The organism is Streptomyces fungicidicus (genome assembly GCF_003665435.1).
Lineage (GTDB): Bacteria > Actinomycetota > Actinomycetes > Streptomycetales > Streptomycetaceae > Streptomyces > Streptomyces fungicidicus.
This window is the reverse complement of the sequence record NZ_CP023407.1, coordinates 2,308,931-2,330,851: the sequence shown is the minus strand read 5'-3', so window position 1 is coordinate 2,330,851 and position 21,921 is coordinate 2,308,931. Positions and strand designations below refer to the sequence as shown.

At 71.2% G+C, this 21,921-nt stretch carries 13 protein-coding genes; 5 read left to right on the top strand and 8 right to left on the bottom strand.

Translation table 11 applies throughout. The features are described from left to right. Positions 1–99: 99 nt before the first annotated feature. The 3 genes from CNQ36_RS10465 to CNQ36_RS10455 are packed head-to-tail and all read right to left on the bottom strand — an operon-like array spanning position 100 to position 12,541. Positions 100–4,224, bottom strand: coding sequence for an Eco57I restriction-modification methylase domain-containing protein (locus tag CNQ36_RS10465; protein ID WP_121545776.1), 4,125 nt, complete (start codon positions 4,222–4,224; stop codon positions 100–102). Beyond that, positions 4,224–7,259, bottom strand: coding sequence for a helicase-related protein (locus CNQ36_RS10460; RefSeq protein ID WP_121545775.1), 3,036 nt, complete (start codon positions 7,257–7,259; stop codon positions 4,224–4,226). The genes CNQ36_RS10465 and CNQ36_RS10460 overlap by 1 nt, the downstream gene beginning before the upstream one ends. A 50-nt stretch (positions 7,260–7,309) precedes the next feature. Beyond that, positions 7,310–12,541, bottom strand: coding sequence for a DEAD/DEAH box helicase (locus CNQ36_RS10455; RefSeq protein ID WP_121545774.1), 5,232 nt, complete (start codon positions 12,539–12,541; stop codon positions 7,310–7,312). A 199-nt stretch (positions 12,542–12,740) separates the two neighbouring features. On the opposite strand from CNQ36_RS10455, the gene CNQ36_RS10450 reads away from it, so the two are divergent. Continuing rightward, the gene (locus CNQ36_RS10450; RefSeq protein ID WP_121545773.1) at positions 12,741–13,709 is read left to right on the top strand and encodes a serine/threonine-protein kinase; all 969 of its coding nucleotides are present in this window, start codon (positions 12,741–12,743) and stop codon (positions 13,707–13,709) included. A 416-nt stretch (positions 13,710–14,125) separates the two neighbouring features. Then, positions 14,126–14,857, top strand: coding sequence for a DUF7873 family protein (locus tag CNQ36_RS10445; protein WP_121545772.1), 732 nt, complete (start codon positions 14,126–14,128; stop codon positions 14,855–14,857). Positions 14,858–15,276: 419 nt separating this feature from the next. Here the strand turns inward: CNQ36_RS10445 and CNQ36_RS10440 are convergent, their stop codons facing one another. Further along, positions 15,277–16,017 (bottom strand): LysM peptidoglycan-binding domain-containing protein, encoded by a 741-nt coding sequence (locus tag CNQ36_RS10440; RefSeq protein ID WP_121545771.1) that lies wholly within the window; start codon positions 16,015–16,017, stop codon positions 15,277–15,279. A gap of 84 nt (positions 16,018–16,101) precedes the next feature. After that, entirely contained in the window at positions 16,102–16,905 is an 804-nt protein-coding gene (locus tag CNQ36_RS10435) for a thioesterase family protein (RefSeq protein ID WP_121545770.1), read from the bottom strand. 288 nt (positions 16,906–17,193) lie between these two features. Here CNQ36_RS10435 and CNQ36_RS10430 point away from each other — a divergent pair, with 288 nt between their 5' ends. The 3 genes from CNQ36_RS10430 to CNQ36_RS10420 are packed head-to-tail and all read left to right on the top strand — an operon-like array spanning position 17,194 to position 18,544. Next, complete coding sequence (locus tag CNQ36_RS10430) at positions 17,194–17,484, top strand: helix-turn-helix domain-containing protein (RefSeq protein WP_004931855.1); 291 nt, start codon at positions 17,194–17,196, stop codon at positions 17,482–17,484. Between the two features lie 46 nt (positions 17,485–17,530). Next, entirely contained in the window at positions 17,531–17,749 is a 219-nt protein-coding gene (locus CNQ36_RS10425; protein ID WP_004931856.1) for an MbtH family protein, read from the top strand. A 9-nt stretch (positions 17,750–17,758) separates the two neighbouring features. Beyond that, positions 17,759–18,544 (top strand): thioesterase II family protein, encoded by a 786-nt coding sequence (locus CNQ36_RS10420; protein WP_228312943.1) that lies wholly within the window; start codon positions 17,759–17,761, stop codon positions 18,542–18,544. Positions 18,545–18,609: 65 nt separating this feature from the next. Here the strand turns inward: CNQ36_RS10420 and CNQ36_RS10415 are convergent, their stop codons facing one another. From CNQ36_RS10415 to CNQ36_RS10405, 3 genes are all read right to left on the bottom strand, one after another. Further along, positions 18,610–19,569 carry a hypothetical protein gene (locus CNQ36_RS10415; RefSeq protein ID WP_121545769.1) on the bottom strand — a complete coding sequence of 320 codons (960 nt, stop codon included), beginning with the start codon at positions 19,567–19,569 and terminating at the stop codon, positions 18,610–18,612. Positions 19,570–19,636: 67 nt separating this feature from the next. After that, positions 19,637–20,629 (bottom strand): beta-ketoacyl synthase N-terminal-like domain-containing protein, encoded by a 993-nt coding sequence (locus CNQ36_RS10410; RefSeq protein WP_121545768.1) that lies wholly within the window; start codon positions 20,627–20,629, stop codon positions 19,637–19,639. Then, positions 20,626–21,771 (bottom strand): beta-ketoacyl-[acyl-carrier-protein] synthase family protein, encoded by a 1,146-nt coding sequence (locus CNQ36_RS10405; protein WP_163013232.1) that lies wholly within the window; start codon positions 21,769–21,771, stop codon positions 20,626–20,628. Before CNQ36_RS10405 ends, CNQ36_RS10410 begins: the two co-directional genes overlap by 4 nt. Positions 21,772–21,921 lie beyond the last annotated feature (150 nt).

Below are 21,921 nucleotides of genomic sequence, written 5' to 3'. Positions count from 1 at the left end.
CCTGTGCGGTGAGGTGGGCGGGCGGTGGTTGCGCCGAGTACGGCGCGCCACCCGGGCGGGGCGGCGCGCCGGTGGGGGTGCTCAGGCGGGGCGGTCAGGTCACGCCGGGTGGCGGGGGCCCTGGCCGGGGGGCGGGTCGAGGACGGTCCGGTAGGCGGTGCCGGTACGCCGGGCCTCGGTCATGCGGTCGTAGATGTCGAGGATCAGGTTCTTGGTGCGGTAGGTGCCGTGGGCGGCTTCGTCCTCTCGTCTGATGACGGGGAACGTATTCATGACGTGCTCGACTTCCTCGTTGTTGAGTCCATAGAGATGGAAGAAGGCAGCTTCCAGCTCTGCGCGGAGCAAGTCACGGCGGGCTTTGTCCCAGCGGAAAGCAGGACCGTTGTCACCCAAGTCACGAGCGAAGTCGGCCATGTCATTCGAGGTATAGACGAGTTCAGTGACCCGACTCGTGAACCAGATGACATCCAGCTCTTGCTCATCGAGCGTGGACAACGACGGTACGGGCAACTGGTACATGTAGCCATACGTCAGGTGTGTGCCAACGATCTTCTGCCGGATGGCGTAGTCGAATGCGAACGAGCTCAGGCACGCCTGGAGAAAGGCTGCGGAGGATGCGTCCTCGGGGAACATGAGCGGGTACGTGTGACCAATGCCGTACGGAGGAAGCACCGTGGCCATTGTCGTTCGCGTATCGGTCGACCGGGCAATATCCCGCCACCCCATCAGCCAACCACGGTGCCAGCCCTTCTCCGCCAACCGCGAAGCCACCCCCGGCTCCTTCACCGGGTTGCCCTTCCGGTCCTGCTTCCCCGTGAACACGTCGAACTCCGGCACCCAGTACCGCGGCATCGGCGCGAACTCGGGATCGTCGTGCTGTTCCGGCGTCACCCGAGGCAGGGTCCCCATGTTGGCCTGGGCCTCGGTCTGTCCCTCGTACGTGCCGAGGCGGTGGTCGAAGTGGTGCAGCATCTTCGCCTCGTACAGCGGGAGGTACCGCTGGCCGTCCCGCTCGAAGACGTTGCCCTTCAGGGTCCAGCCCTCGGCCGTCAACTGCTCCTGTGTGCGGAACAGGTGGGAGTCGTTGGACATGTCGAACATCCGCATGAACGACAGGCCCCACGGGTTGCCCTCCGGGTCCCCCTCCCTGATGAGCACCGGCACCCGGCGGTAGATCCCCAGCGTGATCTCCGCGTCCCGCCGCGACCGGAACACCGGCAGGGTACCCGTGTTGGGGTTGACCAGCAGGATCTCCTCCGGCGGCATCGCGAAGCGGCGGCTCGGCAGATCCTCCATGTAGCGGGTGCCGAAGGCGAACGACGCCTCCCGCACCCGCTCCTTACGGCCCGCGACCGTCAGCAGGCAGAAGCGGACCCGGTGGTCCACCGCCCGGCTCAGCAGGAACGCCTCGTTCTCGAAGTCCAGGAAGGACGCCAGCCGCGCGCTGCGCACCAGGTCCGAGAAGAACGGCGCCGTCGTCGCGTCCGTGGCGATGCCCGTCGGCAGGACCAGGCCGAAGCGGCCGTGCGGGGCGATGCCGAGGGACGCGGCCTCGGCGAACACCGCGTACGTGTTGACGTCGCCCCGGCCGGCGAGCGGGAAGCGGCCGGAGTCGCGCAGCAGGTGGCTCACGCCCTCCGCCTGGCGCTTGGCCTCGGCGAAGTCCGTCAGCAGTCTCCGCTTCGCCGGCTCCTCGCTCGTCGCCAGCGCCTTGATCAGCCGATCCCGGGCCGCCTTGTTCGGCGCCGTGGCGATCTCCTCACTGCGCGTGGCGAAAAACTCCTGCTCCTGGAGCTTGACCCGCTCCCACGGCGGGTTCCCCAGCACACAACTGAACCCTCCGCCCCACCGCGTCCGTTCGTCCACCCCGGCCGAGGTGTCGCCGTCCTCCGGCACCGAGAACACCTCCGGGAACTCCAGGTGCCAGTGGAAGAACCGGTAGTCGTTCCGCAGCCGGACGACCGCGTCCTTCGTCCCCTCCGGCAGCTTCTTCCAGCCGTCCGCCCGCAGGCTCAGCAGTCCCTCCAGGGTCAGCGGCGGCGGAGCGGCCTCCGGGGTCTTCTCCCAGACGAACGCGGCGCACCACGCATCCGCCAGTTCCCGTTCCCGCAGGTAGTCCGAGTCGGGGTCCTGCGTCAGCGCCACGTACGCGTCCCGCTGCTCGTGGACGTACTCCAGCTTGTCGTTCCGCGCCGCAGTGATGCCGGCCGCGGCCCGCGCCAGCTTCGCGTTGGAGGACGCCAGCGCCGTCGCCGACCCGAACAGCTCGCCCTGGTGGACGCCGGCCAGGCGGGCCTTCCAGGCCTCCCGCTCGGCCTTGTTGCGCTTCTTCAGCGCGGCGACCCACTTCTTGTCGTCGCCCTCGATCACCTTGAAGGCGTCGTCCGGCAGGCCCTCGGCCAGCAGCTTCGGTGTGGTGCCCACCAGGCCGTTGCCGTGCTTGATGTGGGAGTCCAGGAAGCCGAGCGGCTTTCCGGGCTCCAGGGACTCGATCCACAGCGACACCTTGGCCAGTTCCACGGCCATCTCGTTGAGGTCGACGCCGTAGATGCACCGGCCGATCACGTCCCGCAGCGCCGTACGCGTCGCCTCCGCGCTCGGCTCGGGCGAGTCCGTGCGCACCGCGGCCAGCCGCTTGGCGATGCGGCGGGCCGCCGCCACCAGGAAGTGGCCCGAACCGCAAGCAGGGTCGCAGACCGTCAGCCGCAGCAGCGCGGCCTCCTGCTCCTCCCGGGTCGCGCCCGACTTGACCGCGTCGTCTATCACCGGGTCCAGAGCCGAGTCGAGTAGGCAGTCGATCAGCGGGGACGGTGTGTAGTACGAGCCGGTCGTCTTGCGCTCGTTGCCGGCGAGGGTGCGCAGCTCGAAGGAGTTGGCCGCCGGGTTGAAGCGGGGGACCAGTTCCAGCAGGGACTCGTAGATGGAGCCCAGTTCCTCCGCGCCCAGGTGACGGTAGTCGACCCGGCGCGGGCGGTTCAGCTTGGGGTCGGTCACCACGGACAGGGCCCTGACCGCCGTGAACAGCGCCTCGTTCGGCAGTTCCAGGCCGTCCAGGACGGCGTCCGCCTCCGAGCGCTCGAACAGGCCGCCCAGGCCGGGCAGGCCGATCTCGGGCCGGCCGCCCTCCCGGCCCAGACCCTCCAGTACCAGGCGCAGCGCGTGCCACTGGTCGCCGTGCGGGCCGCCGGTGCGGCGTATGGCGGTGCGGCGCAGACGGGCGGTGGAGAAATACTTCTCGTAGCGTTCGCGGGCGTCGTCCGGGGTGTCCGGCGGGATCAGCAGGCCGCGGTCCTCGGCGACGAAGAGGAACAGCAGGCGGTAGACGAGGTTGAGCAGCGCCGGGTGCATGGCGCGGACGGTCACCTCGGACTCGTCCAGCCTCCGCCGGAAGTCCGCGTTGTCCCGGTGCTGGATGAAGCCGGTGCCCAGGATCACCAGGGCCTTCTCCACACCCTTGCGGAGCTGCTCCATGGCGCGGGTGCCGCTGGCGATCGCCTCCGTGCGCCACCGCTCCAGCCAGCAGCCCGCCGCGCCGCTGTCGCCGTGCGCCTCGAAGCGGGAGCGGTGGGTCAGGCGCCACAGCAGCAGGAAGTCGGCGAAGCGGTCGCCCTCGAAGATCGCCTCGACGTCGAACTCGACGTAGGCCGAGCCGACCATGGACGTCGAGTCGCGCAGCAGGCGCAGCAGCCGGCCGTTGGACAGCAGGCCCCACAGGGTGTCCGCGCCGCTGCGGTTGAGGTACTCCTGGAGCAGCGACTGCGGGGCCGGGCCGGGGACGGTGGAAGACCTGCGGTCCAGGTCGACGTTCCAGCCGGTCAGGTGGACCGGCGCGGACTGCCAGGCGTGGCTGACCGGGAACCGCTTCTCGCCGTCCGCCGACGGCAGGCCCCCGGCCGGGGCGTCGGGCAGGCGGCCGTAGCCCAGTTGCTCGAACAGGGGCAGCAGCCAGCGCTCGACGGTCACGCCGACCGCCGGGATGCCCTCGTTGTCGAGGGCGCCGCCCTTGGCGAGCGAGTCCCGGTAGGCCGTCCACACGCCCTTGAGGTACGCCCAGGAGCGCTCGGCCGCGTCCCGGACCGTGTCGTTGGCCGCGAACAGGCCGTAGTCCTTCGGCTGGGCGCCCGGCACGTCCTTGCCGTCGCGTACACGGGTCAGCATGTCCGGCGGCAGCAGGCCGCCCACGGTGAGGACGGAGTCGGTGACGATGGTCTTCGCGAGGCTCATCAGCGGGCTTCCCCGTTCGTGGTCGTGCCGTCGAGGACGGGGACCGGGAGGTAGTGGTACACGCCGAGGACGTCGGGGCGGCCCTGGACGTCCACGCGCAAGCCCCGGCGGGCCGGGCCGGTCGCGCCGCGCACGTCGCGGAAGGCGCCGCGCACCCGGCGGTGGGAGTCGAGGAGGCGGGTCGCGAGCTGCTCGCCGCGCTCCTCCAGCGTCGGCATCAGCGACTCCAGCGAGCCGAGGATGTCCTTGATGCGCTCCTGGGCGAGGGCGCGGTCGGTGTTCTGGGAGGCGCGTGCCTCCAGCAGGGCGACCGCCTCGTCCTCCGGCAGCCAGTCGGGGTTCGCTGCCGCCCCCCGGAAGGCCAGCAGGCGGGCGTCCTCGGCGAGTTGCTGCCGGAGCACGCCGTCCCGGCCGGGCAGCGAGAGCTGGAAGCGGTAGCGGACCAGGAGCAGCGTGGTGCGCTTGGCCACGGCCGTCGTGCGGACCACCCCGCAGCGGCGGGCCGGGCGCTGCCACTGGTCCATTTGGTCGTCCAGCGCCGCGTCGAGCACGAAGCGGGCCACCGACGCCACCACCGGGTCGGTGCGGGTCAGGGCCACCTCGCCGCGCGGGGCGGTCGGGGCGTCGTGGAAGGCCACCGGGCGGGGGTGGCGCGGGCCCAGGAGCGTGGCGAAGGCGTCCCGCAGGGGGGCCGGGAGCGCCTCGGAGTTCATCGTGAAGCCGTCCGGCTCGCCGGGCAGGGTGCCGGGCACGCCGCGCAGGGCCGTGAGGGCGTGGCGGGTGAAGCGGCGCACCTCCTCGCCGGTGCCGAGGGAGGCCCGCACCTCGGCGACCTCCTGGGCCACCTCGTCGCGCTTGATCGCGTTCTGCGCGTACCGGGAGCGCGAGGCCTTCTCCCGCTCGGCGGCGCTCTGCCAGGCCTGGTGCAGCTCGGCCGTCTGCCGGCCGGCCGGCGACTCCACCGCGAACAGGCCCTCCTGCTCGTACTGCGGGCGCTCGCCACGCAGGATCAGGCCCTCCAGCACCGCCTGCATGACGTTCTCGGAGGAGTCCGGTACCGGCACCGAGATGCCGGTGGCCTTGCGGATGCGGGCGTGCTTGCGCAGCAGGACGTCCAGCACGATGCCGTCGATCGCGTTGTCCGAGCCGTACAGGGTGACCGCCTTGACGACGTCCCGGCGCTGGCCGAAGCGGTCGACGCGGCCCTCGCGCTGCTCGTGCCGGGTCGGGTTCCAGGCGAGGTCGTAGTGGACGACCGCGTCGAAGCTCTCCTGGAGGTTCACGCCCTCGGAGAGGCAGTCGGTGGCGACCAGGACGCGGCGCTCCGGGGGCGCCTCGCCGTCCTCGTCCTCCTCCGTCAGCGCGGCGATGCGGGCGACGCGCTGGTCGGGGGAGAGTTCGCCGGTGACCGCCTCGACGGCGTACGTCTTCTTCCCGGGCGTGCCCTTCTTGCCCTTCCCGCCCTTGTTGAGGGCCGCGTCGAGATGCTCCTTGACGTACTCGGCGGTGGAGATGAAGCGGCAGAAGACGATCGGGTTGTAGCCCTCGTCCAGCAGCTCCCTCACCGTGTCGATGAGCTGCTTCAGCTTGCGGTCCTTCGCAGGACCCTTGAGCGCCTCGGCCGCGTCCGCCATGGCCAGCAGCCGGGCCCTGTCCTCCTCGTCGAGGGCCGCCGCGTCCGGGACGGCCGCGCCGGGGGCGAGCAGCGCGCCGGGGACGGCGTCCGCGGACTCCGCCGCCTCGTCGTCGGCCGGGTCGGTGACCGTCCGGCTGCCGATGGCGTCGGCCTCGGTCACCGAGTCGGCGTCCTGTACGCCGGCCCGCGTGTGGAGGGTCTTGCGTACGGCCGCCGGGGAGGAACCCAGGGCGCGCAGCAGGGCGAGCGCCGACCACCAGCGGATGCGCTGCTGGAGCGCGCCGTCCGCGCTGCGGACGGTCTCCCGGGCGTAGGAGAGCACCTCCTCCAGCAGACGGCGGTAGTCGGGGTGCAGGGTGTAGTCGTCCTCCCGGGACTTGCGGTCGCTGGGGAAGTTGGCGTCCTCGCGGAAGTCGTCCCGGATGTCGGCGCGGCGGCGCTGCACGAAGTGCTGGGCGAGCAGGTCGCGGCCCGCCTGCCGGTCCAGGCTGACCGTCTCCAGCCGCTCGTCAAGCAGCCCCAGCAAATTGCGGAAGGGCTCCTCCTTGCCACTGTGCGGGGTCGCCGTCACCAGCAGCAGGTGGCGGTTCGGGTCGTCGGCGAGCGCGCGCAGCAGGGTGTACCGCTGCTGGCGCTGCTGACGGGCGCCGCCCTGGCCGGTGTCCGCGACGCACGTGTGCGCCTCGTCGACGATGACCAGGTCGGGACAGTTCTTGATGAAGTCGTCCCGGTGACGGGGGGACTTGATGAAATCGGTCGACACGACGTAGTTGCGGTCGGGGCGGAACACTGACTGGCCGTACAGGCGGCCGCGCTCCAGCCGCCCGATCGTCGACGCCAGGACCAGCTCGGCGTCGATGCCGAACTTTCCGCGCAGCTCCGCCCGCCATTGTTCGGCCAGCGCCGGACTGCACAGCACCACCAGGCCCCGGGCGTCGCCCTGGGCCAGCAGCTCGGCCGCGATCAGGCCGGACTCGACCGTCTTGCCGATGCCGACGTCGTCGGCGATCAGCAGCCGCACGGTCTCCTGGCGCAGCGCCATCAGCAGCGGCACCAACTGGTACGGGCGCGGTTCCACGGAAATGCCGGCCAACGAGCGGAAGGGGCCGGCGCTGGAGCGGAACCCGATGCGCAGCGCGCTGCGCAGCAGTCCGGCCGCCGCCTGGTCGCCCAGGTCGGACGGGCTCGGCGGGGCGAAGCGGGCGTGCTCGACCGTCTCCAGTGCGGGCAGCACCCCGGCGATGTCGTCGTCCGTGCCGCCCAGCGGGCGCAGGACGAGCAGCTCGGGGGTGGAGTCGGGCAGGACGACCCACTCGCGGCCGCGCGCGTGCACGAGCGAACCGACCGCGAACTCCCGGCTGCCGTCCCGGGCGGGAGCGGCGGTGGTGGGCGGCGTCATCGGCGGACCTTTCGAAAGAGACGTACGAAGAAGAGGAGTGAGGGGCGCGGTCAGTCGTCGCCGACGCCGAACACCGAGCCGTACCTGCGGGCGATCTCGGACCAGTCGTCGTCGTGGCGGAAACGGATGACCTCCCACCCGTCGTCGTACAGCCGCTCCTGCGCGTCCTCGTCGCGCTGCGCCTGCACCTCCGAGTCGTGGTGCGGGCCGTCGATGAAGACCGCGACCGGGCCCACCTTCGTCTGGTACACGAAGTCCGGGCGGGACAGGGCGCTGGAGACGAAGTACTGCTGCTTGTCGGGCAGCCGCAGTCCGTTGCGGGTCAGGAACGCCACGAACCTCTGCTCCAGCGTGCTGTCGGCACCGTCCAGCAGCGCCTGTGCATGCTCGTCGCGGGAGACTCCGGGGACGGTCCCGGCGACCCGGGCGCCGGCGAAGCGCAGCAGCAGGTCCCGCACCAGCTTGCGGTCGATGACCTGGTGGTCGCGCTGGTTGCCGAACGACAGCAGGCAGTCGTAGCAGCCCATCTCGCAGGCGGTGCCGCCCTCCGGACCGCCCTTGTTGGTGCCGTCCGCGCGGAAGTGTGCGATCTCCAGGGCGCGGGCGGCGGCACGGCGCAGGGCGTCCGGCTCGGCCTGGAGGCGGCGCAGCACACCGGCGCCGCCCTCGGCGCTCTCGATGAACAGGATGCGGTCGCGCGGGCCGTCGTAGGGCGGCAACTGCTCGGTGTCCAACTCGCCGTCCTCGAGCTGGAACTCGGCCTCGATGCCCCGCTCCAGCGCGTACTGAAGGGTCACCGCCACGTCCGGGGCGACCTTCTCGGCGAGCTGGAGCACCAGGATGTTGCGGGTGTCCTGGACGTACGGGATCACCGGGACCTTGCGCTCGGCCTTCTCCGCGCTCTCCAGGCCGTCCTGCTCCTCGGAGGTCTGCTTGCCCGGCTTGTCCTGGTCCTTTTTGGCGTCCAGCCACTTGCCCTCGACCGGGTCCAGCCAGAAACCGGAACGCTGCCTGCTGCGGCGGTAGCCCAGGTTGGTGAGGCGGACCGTCGCGCTGTCGCCGTAGGTCAGCGCGGCGAGCGAGACGCCGTCGGTGTCGCGGGCGGCGGCGTTCAGGGAACCGTCGCGCTCGCCGTGCTTGTTGAACTTGTACGACACCTCGACCACGTAGCCGGTGCGCTGCCGCTCCTCCTCGTCGGAGGAGATCCGGTCCCGGCGCCTGGTGAAGACCGTGCGCAGCTGGAGCAGGTTGTACCGGGACTCCGTCAGCTCAGAGCCGCAGGAGTCGCAGGTGTTCTCGAGCTGTTCGCCGACGTGCAGGTAGCCGCAGCGCTCGCACACCTTGGCCTCCTCGGTCTGCAGGTCCCCCGCGGCGCTGGTCGGAAGCTGAACGCGGTCCACCTGGAACCGGCTGCCCTCGTGGTAGATGAAGGCGCCCGGACCGAACTCGCGGATCGCGATGAAGCGGGAACGCTGGAGGTAGTCGCCGTCCCGCCCGCCGCGTGCGGCGCGGCCCGTGCCGGGGATGAACGCGGCCAGCGGCAGCCGGGGGAAGGAGTAACCCGGCAGGAACCCCTCGGAGGCCAGGTAGCGGTACGGCGTGAAGTCCGACAGCGGGCTGTTGCCGCCGGTGTCCTCGTTCTTCAGCAGCTTGAGCTGGGTCTCCGCCTGGTGCCGGCGGCGCTCGGCCTGGGCGGAGGCGTCCTTGTTCAGGGTGTTGTCGAGGATCCGCCGGTGCTGGACCTCCCGCTCCTTCAGCGCCTTGCGGAACAGCTCCTCCCAGCGGCCCAGCGCCTTCCTGAACCTCCCCGGCGCCTTGTCGACGGTCCGCTCCAGCCACCGCTCGTCCCACCACGAGGTGTCGGCGAGGCGGTCCGCCGACTCCTTGAGGACCGCGGTGGCCCGGCGCAGCGCACGCCGCTGGGCGGCGGGATCCTGGATCTGCTCGAGCACATGCGGGAACAACCGCAGCGAGGGCGCCTCACCGGCCGCGTCCAGGATGTGCGGGATGCGCTTGCCCAGCTCCAGGCCTGTTTCGGCGAGCCAGATGGCGTGGACGTGCGAGCGGACCAGGTCCTCGTTGGCGAGGTCCAGCCGGGGCGGGGCGACGACGCCCGCGACCATCTGGTCCGACCGGCGGAAGTAGTACTGGTCGTGGCTGTTGCCCGTGGCGCAGTACGTGGTGACCAGCGCGGGCTGGCCGGACCGGCCGGCGCGACCGCTGCGCTGCGCGTAGTTCGCGGGGGTCGGCGGAACGTTGCGCATCGCGACCGCGTTCAGGCTGGCGATGTCGACGCCCAGCTCCATGGTGGGGGAGCAGTACAGCAGGGGCAGCTTCGTGCCCTCACGGAAGTCCTCCTCGCGCTCCTCGCGGACCTCCGTGGGCACCTGCGCGGTGTGCTCCCGGGCGACCAGGCCGGCGAGCGTCGAGGCGACCTCCTTGTAGAGGTTCTTGAAGAACGGGTTCACACGCGGGCCGCGGTCCTTGCCGTAGGTCCGGCGCACCCGGTCGACCGCACCGAACTCGTCGTCGCGGGCCGTCCACACCACCGCCGTGTGGTTGATGCGGTAGCCGGGCTCCTCACCGCGCCCGGTGGGCACCTCGGTGAGCAGGCCGGCCTCCGCCAGCACGTGCGCGAGGTCGACGATCACCTGCTGCGTCTCGTCCATGGCCAGCGCACGCCCCAGCGCCGGGAACTGGCCCGGCCTGCGCAGGAACCGGCCGAAGCCGGCCCGGGCGGTGACGTTCAGCTCGCTGCGCGAGCGGTTCGGGCGCCCGGGACGGACGTACGCGGTACCGGGCGGCGGCGGAGTGCGCTCCGTCTCGGCCAGCCCCCAGGCGTCGTTCAGCATGTACGACACCTTGCGCAGCTCGTCGAAGTCAGCCTGCTCGAAGGTGGGGAAGTCCACCGCGCGCACCCGCCGCAGCTCGTCGAAGAGGATCCGGGCGAGCTCCGCGCGCTTGCCGGGGTCGACGGTGCGCAGCGGCCCGCAGGCGCCCGCCCACCGCTCCTCGTCCTCGGCGATCTCCTGAAGGTCGGCGTACTCCAGCCGGAGCAGACCGGTCTGTTCCAGGTTGGGCATGGTGACCCGCCAGCCGCGCTCCAGGTCCAGGTACAGCCGGTACTCGACCACCTTGGTCAGGGCCCGCAGGGTGCGTCGCGCCTGGTGGGACGCCTCCTTGGGGTTCTTGGAGTAGTTCTGCGGCAACAGGCCCAGCTTGGCCACCACGGCGGGCGCGAGTTCCTCGTGCAGCAGCCCGTCCTCACCGGCCTCGACCATGGCCTGGTAGAGGGCGCCCCGCAACTGGGTGACCAGTACGAAGTCGTTGAAGTGACCGGCCTGGAGACTGGCGTCCTGCCGGTTGTCGACGAAGGTGAGCAGCTTGCGGGCGTCCTCGTCGAGGTCGTCCTTCGGCAGCTCCTTCAGGTGGCGCACGATGCTGGAGCTGATGAGGGAGGTCGCCGTGGAACGGCCCTCGCGGTCCATCGTCATCAGCTTGCCGAAGTCGTTGCCGCGCGGGGACTCGTAGCTCACCCCGCAGTTGAGGCAGAACATGAACGGCATGGGGATGTAGGCCGCGTACAGGCCCTGCCCGCGGTCGACGACCGAGCCGTCGGGCTTGACCCACACCGGCTGCGGCACCCGCTTGCGCCGGCTGTCGGCCAGCACCTGGGCGCCGCCCTTCCTGTCATCCGTCACGATCCAGCTGTCCGGGAAGCGCTGGGCGTCGGTGGCCTCGCCGGTGTCGTCGGGCCACGGGTGCTCGGCGCTCACGTACAGGTAACCGTTGTCCTCGTCCTCCTCGGTGCGCGGCCGGAAGGCGAGGGAGCCGTCCTTGCGCTCCTCGCGGGCGACGGTCAGGTACTCCTGGCCGCACTCCCGGCAGAAGGACAGCGGGAGCAGGATCTTGCCTTTGGCGCCGGGCACCCGCAGCTGGTAGGTGCGGCTGATGTGCCGGGTCTCCTCGTCCTCCAGCGACACGTACACCGAGCTGCCCTTGGACAGGAACTGGTGCAGCCGGAAGGCGAACAGCGGTCGGCCGGTCTCGTCGTTCTTGGCCTGCGAACCGGCGTGCAGCGTGTCGCGGATGGCCGCGACGCACGCCTCGTACGACTCACCGGTGCGCTCGGCGAGCTTGCGGGCCGCCTTCTCCACCGTGGTGGGCTCGGCCCGGACGAGGGTCCCCGCGTCCGGCCCCTCGGTGAGCGTGTGCAGGCCGAACTCGGTCTCGATCCAGCAGGCGAGTGGGTCGTCCTTGAGGACGTCGTACTCCGTCGAGGGCGCGTTCGCCTTGATTCGCTCCGTCAGCTCGGCGTCGGACGGCTCGTGGTCGCGGGTGGCCCGCACCAGGGTCTCGCCCACCACGCGGTCCGGCGTGACCTCGGCGGCGAAGAGGGTGGTCGCGACGTCGGCCACGTCCTGGCGTCGCTCCTGGAGGGTGCCCTTGCTGGACATCGTCGCGGACGTGCCGACGACCTGGAGGTCCGGTGCGGCGCAGGCGTCACGGACCCGGCGTACCAGCAGCGCGACGTCCGCGCCCTGCCGGCCGCGGTAGGTGTGCAGTTCGTCCAGGACCAGGAACTTCAGGCCCTGGGCGGCCCGCATCAGGGCCTTGCGCTCGCGGGGCCGGGTGAGCATGAGTTCCAGCATCACGTAGTTGGTGAGCAGGATGTCCGGCAGCTCCTTGAGGATCCGCTCGCGCTCGTCCTCCTTCTCCTGCCCGGTGTAGCGCTCGAACGTGACCGGCTCCCTGCCCTCCCCGTAGCCGTGGCGCAGGAACTTCTCCAGCTCGAACCTCTGGCTGTTGGCCAGCGCGTTCATCGGGTACACGATGATCGCCTGGATGCCGGAGGCGGTGCCCTCCTGCTTGGCCCGCAGCACCTGGTTCACGATCGGCACGATGTAGCCGAGGCTCTTGCCGGAGCCCGTGCCCGTGGTCAGTACGTAGCTGCCGCCGGCGCGGGCGGCCTCGATGGCGTCCCGCTGGTGCCGGTGGAAGGCGATGGGCCGGCCCTGCTGGAGGGAGCCGTTCTTCTCCTTGCCCACGCGGAAGATCCGCTCGCACTCCGGGTGCAGCAGTCCCTCCCGCACGAGCTGGGTCACCGTGCCTCCGGGAGCGAAACTCGGGTTGAGCGACAGCCACGGGTCGGGCCACTGGTCGCCCTGGACGAGCGCCTCGTCGACGGTGTTCTGGATGCGGTCGTCTCTCACGAGGACGGAACTGGTGGTGAAGGACCGGTAGTCGGCGATCAGCTGCTCGTGCACCTTGAAGACGTCCACAAAACCCTCACTCAATCCCGCGCCGACCTGCGCGTTCACCGTACCGGGTGAGGCCGGGCAGCGGGCCACGATGTCATGAGTTCCTATGACATCATCAATGCGTGAACAGTGTCAACGTTCGAATTGAGGTTTATCTTGTGAACTGATTGCGGAGGGTGAGGCATCACGCCGTACACAACAGTGGCACACTCAGTGACCTATGGACATCGGAACGCTCATCGCCAAGCGGTACCGCATCAAGGGCCCCATCGGTCACGGAGGTATGGGCCAGGTGTGGATGGCGGACGACGAACACCTGGGCCGGGGTGTCGCCGTGAAGACCATGACTCCGGCGAACAGCCTGACGCCGACGCAACTGGCGCATGATGCCGCGCGGTTCGAACGCGAGGCCAAGGCGGTCGCCAGACTCGACCACACCGGGCTCGCCGCCGTATACGACCTAGGGGCCGAGACCGGTACTCACTACCTCGTCATGCAGTACGTTCAGGGTCTCGACCTGGGCGACTACATTGCCGAGCGTGAGCAGCTCACCCTGGAGGAGGCCGCCTCCGTCGGCGTGCAGATCTGTTCGGTGCTGGCCGCGGCGCATACCCGCCAGGTCGTCCACCGAGACCTCAAGCCGGGCAATGTGCGCATCCGGACCGATGGCATCGTCAAGGTTCTCGACTTCGGTGTAGCCGCCATCCTCGACAGCGACGCGGCAAAGCTCACCATGACTGGTGAACGGCTCGGTACCGTCCAGTACATGGCCCCGGAACAGGTCATGGGCGGGTCCGTCGATCCGCGCACCGACCTGTACGCACTAGGCTGCCTCCTTTACGAAATGCTCACCGGTGGACCGGTGTTCGAGCATGAGTCCCCGTTGATGGTGCCGAGTTTGCATACGGAGGCGGATCCCGAACCGCTGCGCGTGAGGCGTCCGGACGTGCCTGAGGACGTCGAGGCTCTCATCCTGGAACTACTCGCCAAGAAGCCGGCCGACCGGCCCGTGCACGCGGGTGATGTCTACCGGCGATTGGCCGTGCACTTGCCCGCGCCGGGTGCACCGGAGGGTGCCCTGGTGCCGTGGGCCGAGGCCGACCCGCGTCGACCCTTCCGTCACCCCATGGCGCCAGACGCCCGTCCCGTCCGTCAGTGGGCAAGGGTGGCGGCGCGCAACGGGCCCTGACCGGGATCTTTCGATCGGTGACGATGCTCTGCTCGGTGGTGGTGGGAGGTCCACATGCCTTGATGGTGTGAAGGGCGGTGTCGACGGCCGGTTCACGCGGCTCGAGGTAGGGGCTTCCGGCCGTGTCGTACGGACGGCAGCCGTTCGACAGTGAATCTCCTAGGCTCCGGGTTTATCCGTGGCATGGTTGGCCTGGATAAGGGCCTTCTGTGGATGAAGGAACCCCGGCAACAATAGGGAGGTCGGTAGGCGCCCCACAAAGTTGCGGGGCTGGACCGCCGCGCGATGGGTGTGACGACCGAGCAGTCAGACTTCACGTGCAGGTAGCGATACAAGCGTCAGAGCAGAGCGATAAAGAGAGTGCGGGCGTTCGAGCCGGTGGGATACGTTCCTGTCTGTTCGAAGGGGGGCCCGTAATGGCGAAGTTGAACCAGATCATCGCGGTCGAGAAGGGTGTCAAGAGCAAGTCGCTCCAGGACATCAACGCCGCACACGCCAAGGTGCAGAAGCCGGCGCTGCTGGCCGGCATCTCGCGTACGTACCAGCCGAAGGACGAGGAGGGTGAGCAGCTGCCGCCCGAGTCGACCCGGGTGCAGGTGCAGGGGGAGGACGTGCTGCGGGAGATGGCCGCCTCGCTGACCCGGCTGTTCGACGTGACCGCGACCAAGGACTGGGCGAACTGCGCGGCCCGCGCGGACGTCACCGTCGAGGGGCGGACGGTCGTCGCCGACGTTCCGGTGAGCTACCTGCTCTTCCTGGAGAAGCAGCTCACGGACCTGCACACCTTCGTCAAGAAGCTGCCCACCCTCGACGCCGCCGAGTCCTGGTCCCACGACCCGTCGACCGACTGGTGGAAGACGGACCCGGTGCGGACCATCCGCACCAAGAAGGTCCCCCGCAACCACGTCAAGGCGGAGGCGACCGAGAAGCACCCGGCGCAGGTCGAGGTGTACTACGAGGACGTGCCCATCGGGTACTGGACCACGGTGAAGTTCTCCGGAGCGCTCCCCGCGCGGCGGGTGAACGAGCTGGTGGAGCGGGTCGAGAAGCTCCAGCAGGCCGTGAAGTTCGCCCGTGAGGAGGCCAACGGCGCCGAGGTCACCGACCGGCGGGTCGGGGACGCGGTGTTCGGTTACCTGTTCGGCTGACGCGGCGGCGCGTCACCTCCATGATCGCCCCCGCGTGCGAGCGCGGGGGTGCGCTACGGGCGCGGGCCGGGATGAGGACCGGTTCGCGCGAGGAGCGCAAGCTGACACTGAAGTTCAGCCTGAAAGCGCGGCTCGCCGAGACGGCGGCCGCGGTCAATCTCAGACTCTCGCTCCAGTCTCAGCATCGCCGCCGATCGCCGGATCGACCGGGGACGGACGAACGCCGTCGGATGCGAGTTCGACTCTCGCCTGCGCCTCTTGCACGGCGCGGTAGTTCAAAGGAAGAACACGACGGCATGATGACTGATCCGTCCTCTTAAACGCCGCCGGCGTGCGCAATTGGGTGGCATCCCCAGGGGCCCGGGAGCTGGATACGACTCCCGGGCTCCGCCACGTCCGGGGACGGACGACGAGGGTCGTCACTTCCCGGTGGCCGCCTTCGTGAGCGCCTGCGTCGCCTCCGTCAGGCAGGCGACCGGGTCCTCCGTCTCCGTCACGCAGGTGAGGAGGGGTTCGGCCATCTCCAGCAGGGCGTCGAGGGAGCCGAGGGGGACTTCCTCCAGGAGGTCGATCCGTTCCAGCAGGGGAGAGAGCTGCTCCAGCAGCAGCGGGGCCTGCTCCAGCAGGGGAGCGACCTGCTCGAGAAGGAGCGGGGCCCGGTCGAGCAGGCCGGTGAGGCACTCGCCGACGTCCCCGGGAGCCTCCGCCTCGGGGCAGAGGGAGCCGGCCAGTCGCGGGTGCTGTGCCAGAACGCGGTCGAGGGCCGCCGTAAGGACCTTCGCGTTGGCCTCCACCGTCTCGGGGTCGGGGAGCGCCAGCTCGGTGTCGGGGAAGATCCAGTGACCGAGGTCGCTGCCCTCGCGCCCGTGGTCGCGCGCGCCCTTCTCGATCGCCTTGGCGTTGGCCCCGAAGACGGCCCACCACTTCATGCCGTCGCCGTAGTGGCGGTCGGCGATCTCCCACAGGGTGTTGCCGCGGGCCACGGTGTGGGTCTCGTGACGTGCCGCTTCCTTCGGGTGCCCGGCCGTGGTGCCGGACGACCGGTGCGGCCGGGTCTCGCGGTCCGTGGCCGCTGCCTGACTCGTGCCCACGAGTATCGAGCCGGCTGCCAAGCCGCTGATCATGGTCAGAGCCAGACCGCGGCGGCGTATGAGCCGCATATCTCACCTCCTGAGATGTACGCATGCTGTGACGACTCCTCACGCTAGGTCACGGCATGTGTCGCGGCTCGGCCACTGGGCCGATCAGCCGATGGGCCGCACCGTCAGGATCTGCTGGGCGTGGCCGACCGGGCCGTCCACGTCGTGCAGGACGGTGCTGGTGAGGCCCTGGCCGGTGGGGCCGAAGGCGACCGTGGTGTCCAGGCCCGTCCAGGAGCCCCGGGGCGCCCGGTGGAGGTGGACCGTCAGATCGACGTTGGGGAACATCCACTCGGTGGGCGGCTGCCGTACGGCGATGCCGTTCGCGGTGTCGACCAGGGCCAGGTAGGAGGCGAGCGGGCCGACCCGCCGGCCGGCCACCAGGTCCAGGGGCGTGGAGATCCAGGCGGTGGTGCGGCCCGGCCGCGGCGGGGCGACCGGGCGGACGTCCAGCTCGGCGATGTAGCCGCCGGGCCACAGGTCGGACATCGGCCAGGGGTCGAGCGACTCCGGGGCGGGGAGGCGGTCCGCGGGGCCGCCCGCGACCGCGGAGGTGTCGAGTCCGGCCAGCAGCCAGGCGCGGGCCCGGACGACCGGGCGGCCCGCGATCCGTACGACCGCTTCCAGGAGCTCTATCGTCCGCCCGGGGCGGAGGGTCTCCACCTGGATCTCGCACTCGTCGAGGGCGAGCCTGCCGAGGATGTCGTAGCTGATCCGGGAGAGGACCAGGCCGTCGTCCGGACCGGCGGCGGCCCGGTGGCGCTCGATGGCGTGGACGACCAGCCCGCCGAGCGGGCTGAAGTGCTGCTCGTCCGGGTCCCAGGCCCCGCCCGCGTGCGCCGTCGGCTTGTAGCGGTGGTCGTCGATGGGCTCGAAGTAGCTGCCCCGGGGCGTGCTGGACGTGGACAACGGGCGTCTCCCCTTCGGTGTCGCGGGCTCCGGCGGGCGGACCGGAGCCGGTGCCGTGCCGGCTGACCGGGACGCTACCGGCATCCGGGTGTTTCGGCGAGCAGGAACGTGTATATGGCAAATATGTCCGGAGGGGTGCACCGCGCGGGCGTCGTCCGCGCCCGCCCGGGGCCGGTGCAGGTTCATGTAAGGGCGGGCGATGGCCCGGTGCGCGGTAGGTAGCGTTTCCGGTGCGGCGGTTTTAGTGGTCGGGTTCTGCCGTGGGTGTGGCCGCATTGGGGGGTCAGGATGCACGAGCGCGAGTTCCGGGCCTTTGTCCTGATCGCGGAAACCGGTCGCATGGATGTCGCGGCACGGAAACTGGGCTATTCCCAGCCGGCGATCACGTATCAGGTCAAGCGCCTGGAAGAGTCCCTCGGTTACAAGCTCTTCACCCGGCATCCCACGGGAGCACGGCTGACGGGGGACGGCCGGATGATCCTGCCGTCCGTGCGGGCGGTGCTCCTGCTGATCGACAGCATGCGCGACGCGCAGGGGTCGCGGTCCGACGAGGACCGGGACCTGGAGCGCAGCGCCTGACATCGCCGTTCAGAAAACGAATAGCGAACCGCTTGGAGAGTGGACGATGAGCACCAATCCCTTCGAGGACAACGACGCCCGGTACCTCGTGCTGGTCAACGACGAGGGCCAGCACTCGCTGTGGCCGGCGTTCGCCGAGGTGCCGGCGGGCTGGACGGTGGCGCACCCCGAGGACAGCCGTCAGGCCTGCCTCGACTACGTCAACGAGAACTGGACCGACATGCGTCCGCTCAGCCTGGTGCGTCAGATGGAAGGCGCCGAGTAGCCGGTGAGAATGGCGACGATCGTGAACACGGCGGCCGGGGCCGCGGTGCAGCGGCCCCGGCCCCGGCCCGGCGCCGAGCGGGTGCTGGTGTGCCTGAGCTACTGCGGCGGCGGCACCGCGCCGTTCCGGCAGTGGGCCGAGGACCTGCCGGAGGACGTGGAGTTGGCGCTGATCTGCTATCCGGGACGGGAGGCGCGCTTCGGTGCTCCGTTCGCCCGGGTGTGGACGGAGCTGCGCGACGACGTGGTGCGGTCCGTGCGCGGGCTCACCGGGCGTCCCTACATCCTGTTCGGCCACAGCATGGGGTCCTGGATGGCCTTCGAGACGGCGGCCGAACTCGAACGCATCGGCGCCGCACCGCCCGAGGCCCTCGTGGTGTCGGGCGGGGTCGCCCCGCACAAGCGCCGGGAGATGCCCCGCGAGGACACACCGCGGTCGGACGCCGACATGGACGCACTGGTGCGCTGGATGCGCGACCTCGGCCAGGTCTCCCCGGCGATCGCCGCCGAACCGGAGCTGCTCAAGATCGCGGTGGACCTGCTCCGCGCGGATCTCGCGGTGACGGAGTCCTACCGGTTCGTCGACGGCACCCGGGTGTCGGTGCCGCTGCGGGTGCTGTACGGGACCGAGGACGCGGCGCCGTTCGCGGACGTGGAACGGCACTGGCGGCCGCTGACGGCGGGGCCCTTCCAGGCCGTGGAACTGCCCGGCGGGCACTTCTACACACCGGAGGTGTGGTCCAGGCTGACGGAGTGGTGCACCCTGCCCGTCCCCGGTGCCGCCGGCACCCGCTGAAACAACGGACCGGCCCCGCGGCGCGCATGACGCGCCGCGGGGCCGGTCCGTTGTACGGCGGGTTCTCAGCCGGCGTCGCGCAGCGACCGCTTGCGGTCGTGCAGCACCAGCAGCAGGGTCAGGCCCATCATCACGCCCAGGACCGCGCTGACGTCCCGGGCCAGTGCTCCCGCGATGGGGAGTTCGGGGGACGGCTGCTGCATGTCGGTGAGGGTGAGCAGGTTGTAGACGCTGTAGGCGAACAGCATGCCGGAGGAGACCCACGCGGCGGCCATCGGCGGCAGGAAGCGGCGGGAACCGCGGTGGGTGGCCAGCACCAGGATGCCCCACGCACCGGCGAGCGCCCAGGCGGCCGTGCTCAGCGACAGCATGTGCCACCACAGGTCACGGCGGTCCAGCTCGCCGGCGTCCAGGCCGAGGGTGCCGCCCGCCGCCCAGAAGATCTTGACGCAGGCGAGCAGCACACAGCCGACGGCGATCAGCCTGGCCAGCGTCAGCTGCAACTGCCGTGTGCTGCCCTCCGGTTCGGCGCACCGGAGCGGGCCGCCCAGGGCCTCGGGCCAGCGCGCCCTGGCGTAGCCGGCCAGGGCGACCGGCAGACCGACCCCGACACCGACCAGCGAGATCATCACCAGGATCTGCTCGTAGATCCAGAAGTCCGGCGAACCAGCGTCCTGGTCGCGGTTCATGGCCGCCGGACCGAGCACCGGCGCGAGCAGCAGCATGGGCACGAGCAGGCCGGTGCCGACCCATACGGGCAGCGCCACCAGCCACGCGGGCAGGCGCTCGCCCCACGGCCGGGAGAACGCCATCGCCAGCAGGATGCCGACGGCGGCGAGGAACGCGGTCGCCGCGTTGATCGCACGCCAGTCCGCGCCGCCCATTTCCTCCGTCGGAATGAAGAAACCGAAAGTCCAGACGATTTTGATGAGCAGATACGGTGTCACCGCTATGGCTGCTCCGAGGCCGCCGATCCGGCGGAACCTGGTCAATCGGTCGGTCGGCTGTTCTGCCCTTACTGTCATATCGGCACGCTATCCGGGGTCGGTGAGCAGGTCAAAAGGTCCCGGCGCATCCACGAGATTCCGCCACTCAGATGAATTCGGGACGAACGGCATTGTCGATTCGTATTGCGGTGAGATGCCCGGATTCGGAGACCGATATCAGCACGGCCGGTCCGCCGCCGTCCGGCCGGGCCGTCAGGGCGGTCAGTTCCAGCAGGCCCGACACGGCGCAGTGGCGGCCCGGGCGCACCGCCGCGTCGGCGTCCGGGACCGTGCTCCCGGCGTCGGCCAGCGCCTTGGTCACCGCGTCGCGCACCGCGACCGCGAGACGCGTGGCGGCGGGCGGCGCGTCGATCACCAGGCGCACGGCGCCGGCGGCCCCGGGCAGGGCGGCGATCCGGGCCGCGCTCGCGCCGAGCGCGGCGGGAGCGGGCTCGCCGTCCGGGTCCGGAGCGAGGAACCGGGAGAGCGCCCCGGTGACTGCGGCGAGGGGGCGGCCGGGGCCTGCCGAGCCGGGAGCCCGCCCCCTCGCCGACAGCACGACGGCGGCGGCGGCGTCGTACTCGCCGCTGCCGCCGTGGTCCTCCGGCGCCTGGTCGGCCGCCGCGGCCACCACCGTGTCCGCCCGGCCGGTGCGCAGCGCCGTGACCGCGAACAGCACGGCCCCCAGCCCCGCGGTCACCGGATCGGTGAGCGTGACCGAGAAGGCGCGCGCGCCGGTGCTGATGGCCAGCTGGCTGCCGGGCGTGTTCATCGAGAAGCCCGGCACCTCGGCGGGGCTGATCCCGCGGACGCCCTCGCCGGTCAGGGTCGCGTCCATCCGGCGGTGGACGCGGTCGATCGCGTACTGGGTGCCGGTCACCACGCCGAACCGCTCGGCGGCGGCGCCGGTCAGTGGCGGGTCGTCGTGGCGCCGGCCGAGCGCCTGGTTGCCGGCCGCCAGCAGATAGCGGGTCGCCGGGGTGAGGTACTTCCAGCCCCGCCGCCCGAGATGGGCGGCCGGGTCGAACCACGGGGCGCCGCCCGCGTCCGTACGCGGCTCCTCGGCGACCGCGCCGACGCCGGTGATCAGTACGGTCATGCGGCGGCCCGCCAGGTCAGCACGGCGTTGTTGCCGCCGAAGCCGGTTCCGCTGACCAGGACCGAGGGGCGGGGGAGCGGCGCCGGCCCGACGAGGGGGACGGTGAGCGGGCACTGCGGGTCCGGGTCGGTGACGTGCGCGTTGGGCGGGACCAGGCCGTGGCGCAGGACGAGGGCCGCGATCACGCAGCCGAACACGCCCGCCGCGCCCGCCGTGTGCCCCATGACCGCCTTGGGCGCGTAGCCGAGCACCTCGCCGGCCGACCCGCCGGCGGCCGTCACCGCCTCGCCGATCGCGGTGGCCTCCACGGTGTCGTTGAGCGCCACCCCGGCGCGGTGCAGCACGGCCGCGCCCGGGGCCCCGTCGAGCCCGGCGAGCGCCGAGGCGGCCGAGCGGCGCAGCTGGTCGCCGGACGGCTCCGGCGCCATCGGGTGGTGGGCGTCGCAGCTCCAGCCGTGTCCGGCCAGCTCGGCGAGGGCGGTCCTGCCGCGCCGGCGCGCCGACTCGGCGGACTCCAGCACCAGGGCGGCGGCCCCCTCACCGGTGACCATGCCCGCCCGGCCGGTGTCGAAGGGACGGCAGCACTCGCCGTCCAGCAGCCCGAAGCGCTGCAGCGTGCCGACGGCGACCCGGGAGAAGGCGTCCCCGCCGCACGCGACGACCACGTCCGCCTGGCCCGTCTCGATCAGCTCGGCGCCCCAGCCCACCGCGTAGGCGCCCGCGGAGCAGGCGGTGGAGAGGGTCTGGCCGGGACCGCCGATGCCGAAGCGTGCGGCGAGGGAGGCCGTCACCCGGTGGGTGGCGGGCGGCACGGAGGCGTCCGCGTCCGTACCCGCGCCCCGCTCCGAGAGGTCGATGTCGCCCAGCGACGTGCCCACGGTCAGCCCCGCGTCCAGCAGGTCCCCGGCGGACAGTCCGGCCTCCGCGACGGCCTCGGCGACGGCGGCCGCGAGCAGCGCGCCGGTCCGCCCGGTGCCCCTCGCCGGAGCGTCGCCGTCCGGCACCGCGTACAGGTGCGGGCGGGCCGGCAGACCGCAGACGTCCGGCGCGGGGTCCGGCCGCCGGCTCGCGCCGAGCAGCCCCTCCCACAGGGCGCCGGTGCCGCTGCCGAAGCAGCTCACCGCACCGAGTCCCGTGACCACCACCGTCACCGTGCACCTGCCTCGCTGTTGGCTCTTTCCCGATGGCGCGGCACAATGGCCGGCACCATTCAGGATGCATTCCCGGGAATCACCGCCCGCGGCGCTTGCAAGTACCTGCAGCAATCAGCGGCGCGCCTCGTCACCTTCCAC

Coding starts and splice junctions, on each gene's coding strand:
- CNQ36_RS10420 (WP_228312943.1), top strand. CDS start 17,759: ATGGCGACGATCGTGAACACGGCGGCCGGGGCCGCGGTGCAGCGGCCC.
- CNQ36_RS10440 (WP_121545771.1), bottom strand. CDS start 16,017: ATGCGGCTCATACGCCGCCGCGGTCTGGCTCTGACCATGATCAGCGGC.
- CNQ36_RS10450 (WP_121545773.1), top strand. CDS start 12,741: ATGGACATCGGAACGCTCATCGCCAAGCGGTACCGCATCAAGGGCCCC.
- CNQ36_RS10430 (WP_004931855.1), top strand. CDS start 17,194: ATGCACGAGCGCGAGTTCCGGGCCTTTGTCCTGATCGCGGAAACCGGT.
- CNQ36_RS10445 (WP_121545772.1), top strand. CDS start 14,126: ATGGCGAAGTTGAACCAGATCATCGCGGTCGAGAAGGGTGTCAAGAGC.
- CNQ36_RS10460 (WP_121545775.1), bottom strand. CDS start 7,259: ATGACGCCGCCCACCACCGCCGCTCCCGCCCGGGACGGCAGCCGGGAG.
- CNQ36_RS10415 (WP_121545769.1), bottom strand. CDS start 19,569: ATGACAGTAAGGGCAGAACAGCCGACCGACCGATTGACCAGGTTCCGC.
- CNQ36_RS10465 (WP_121545776.1), bottom strand. CDS start 4,224: ATGAGCCTCGCGAAGACCATCGTCACCGACTCCGTCCTCACCGTGGGC.
- CNQ36_RS10425 (WP_004931856.1), top strand. CDS start 17,531: ATGAGCACCAATCCCTTCGAGGACAACGACGCCCGGTACCTCGTGCTG.
- CNQ36_RS10410 (WP_121545768.1), bottom strand. CDS start 20,629: ATGACCGTACTGATCACCGGCGTCGGCGCGGTCGCCGAGGAGCCGCGT.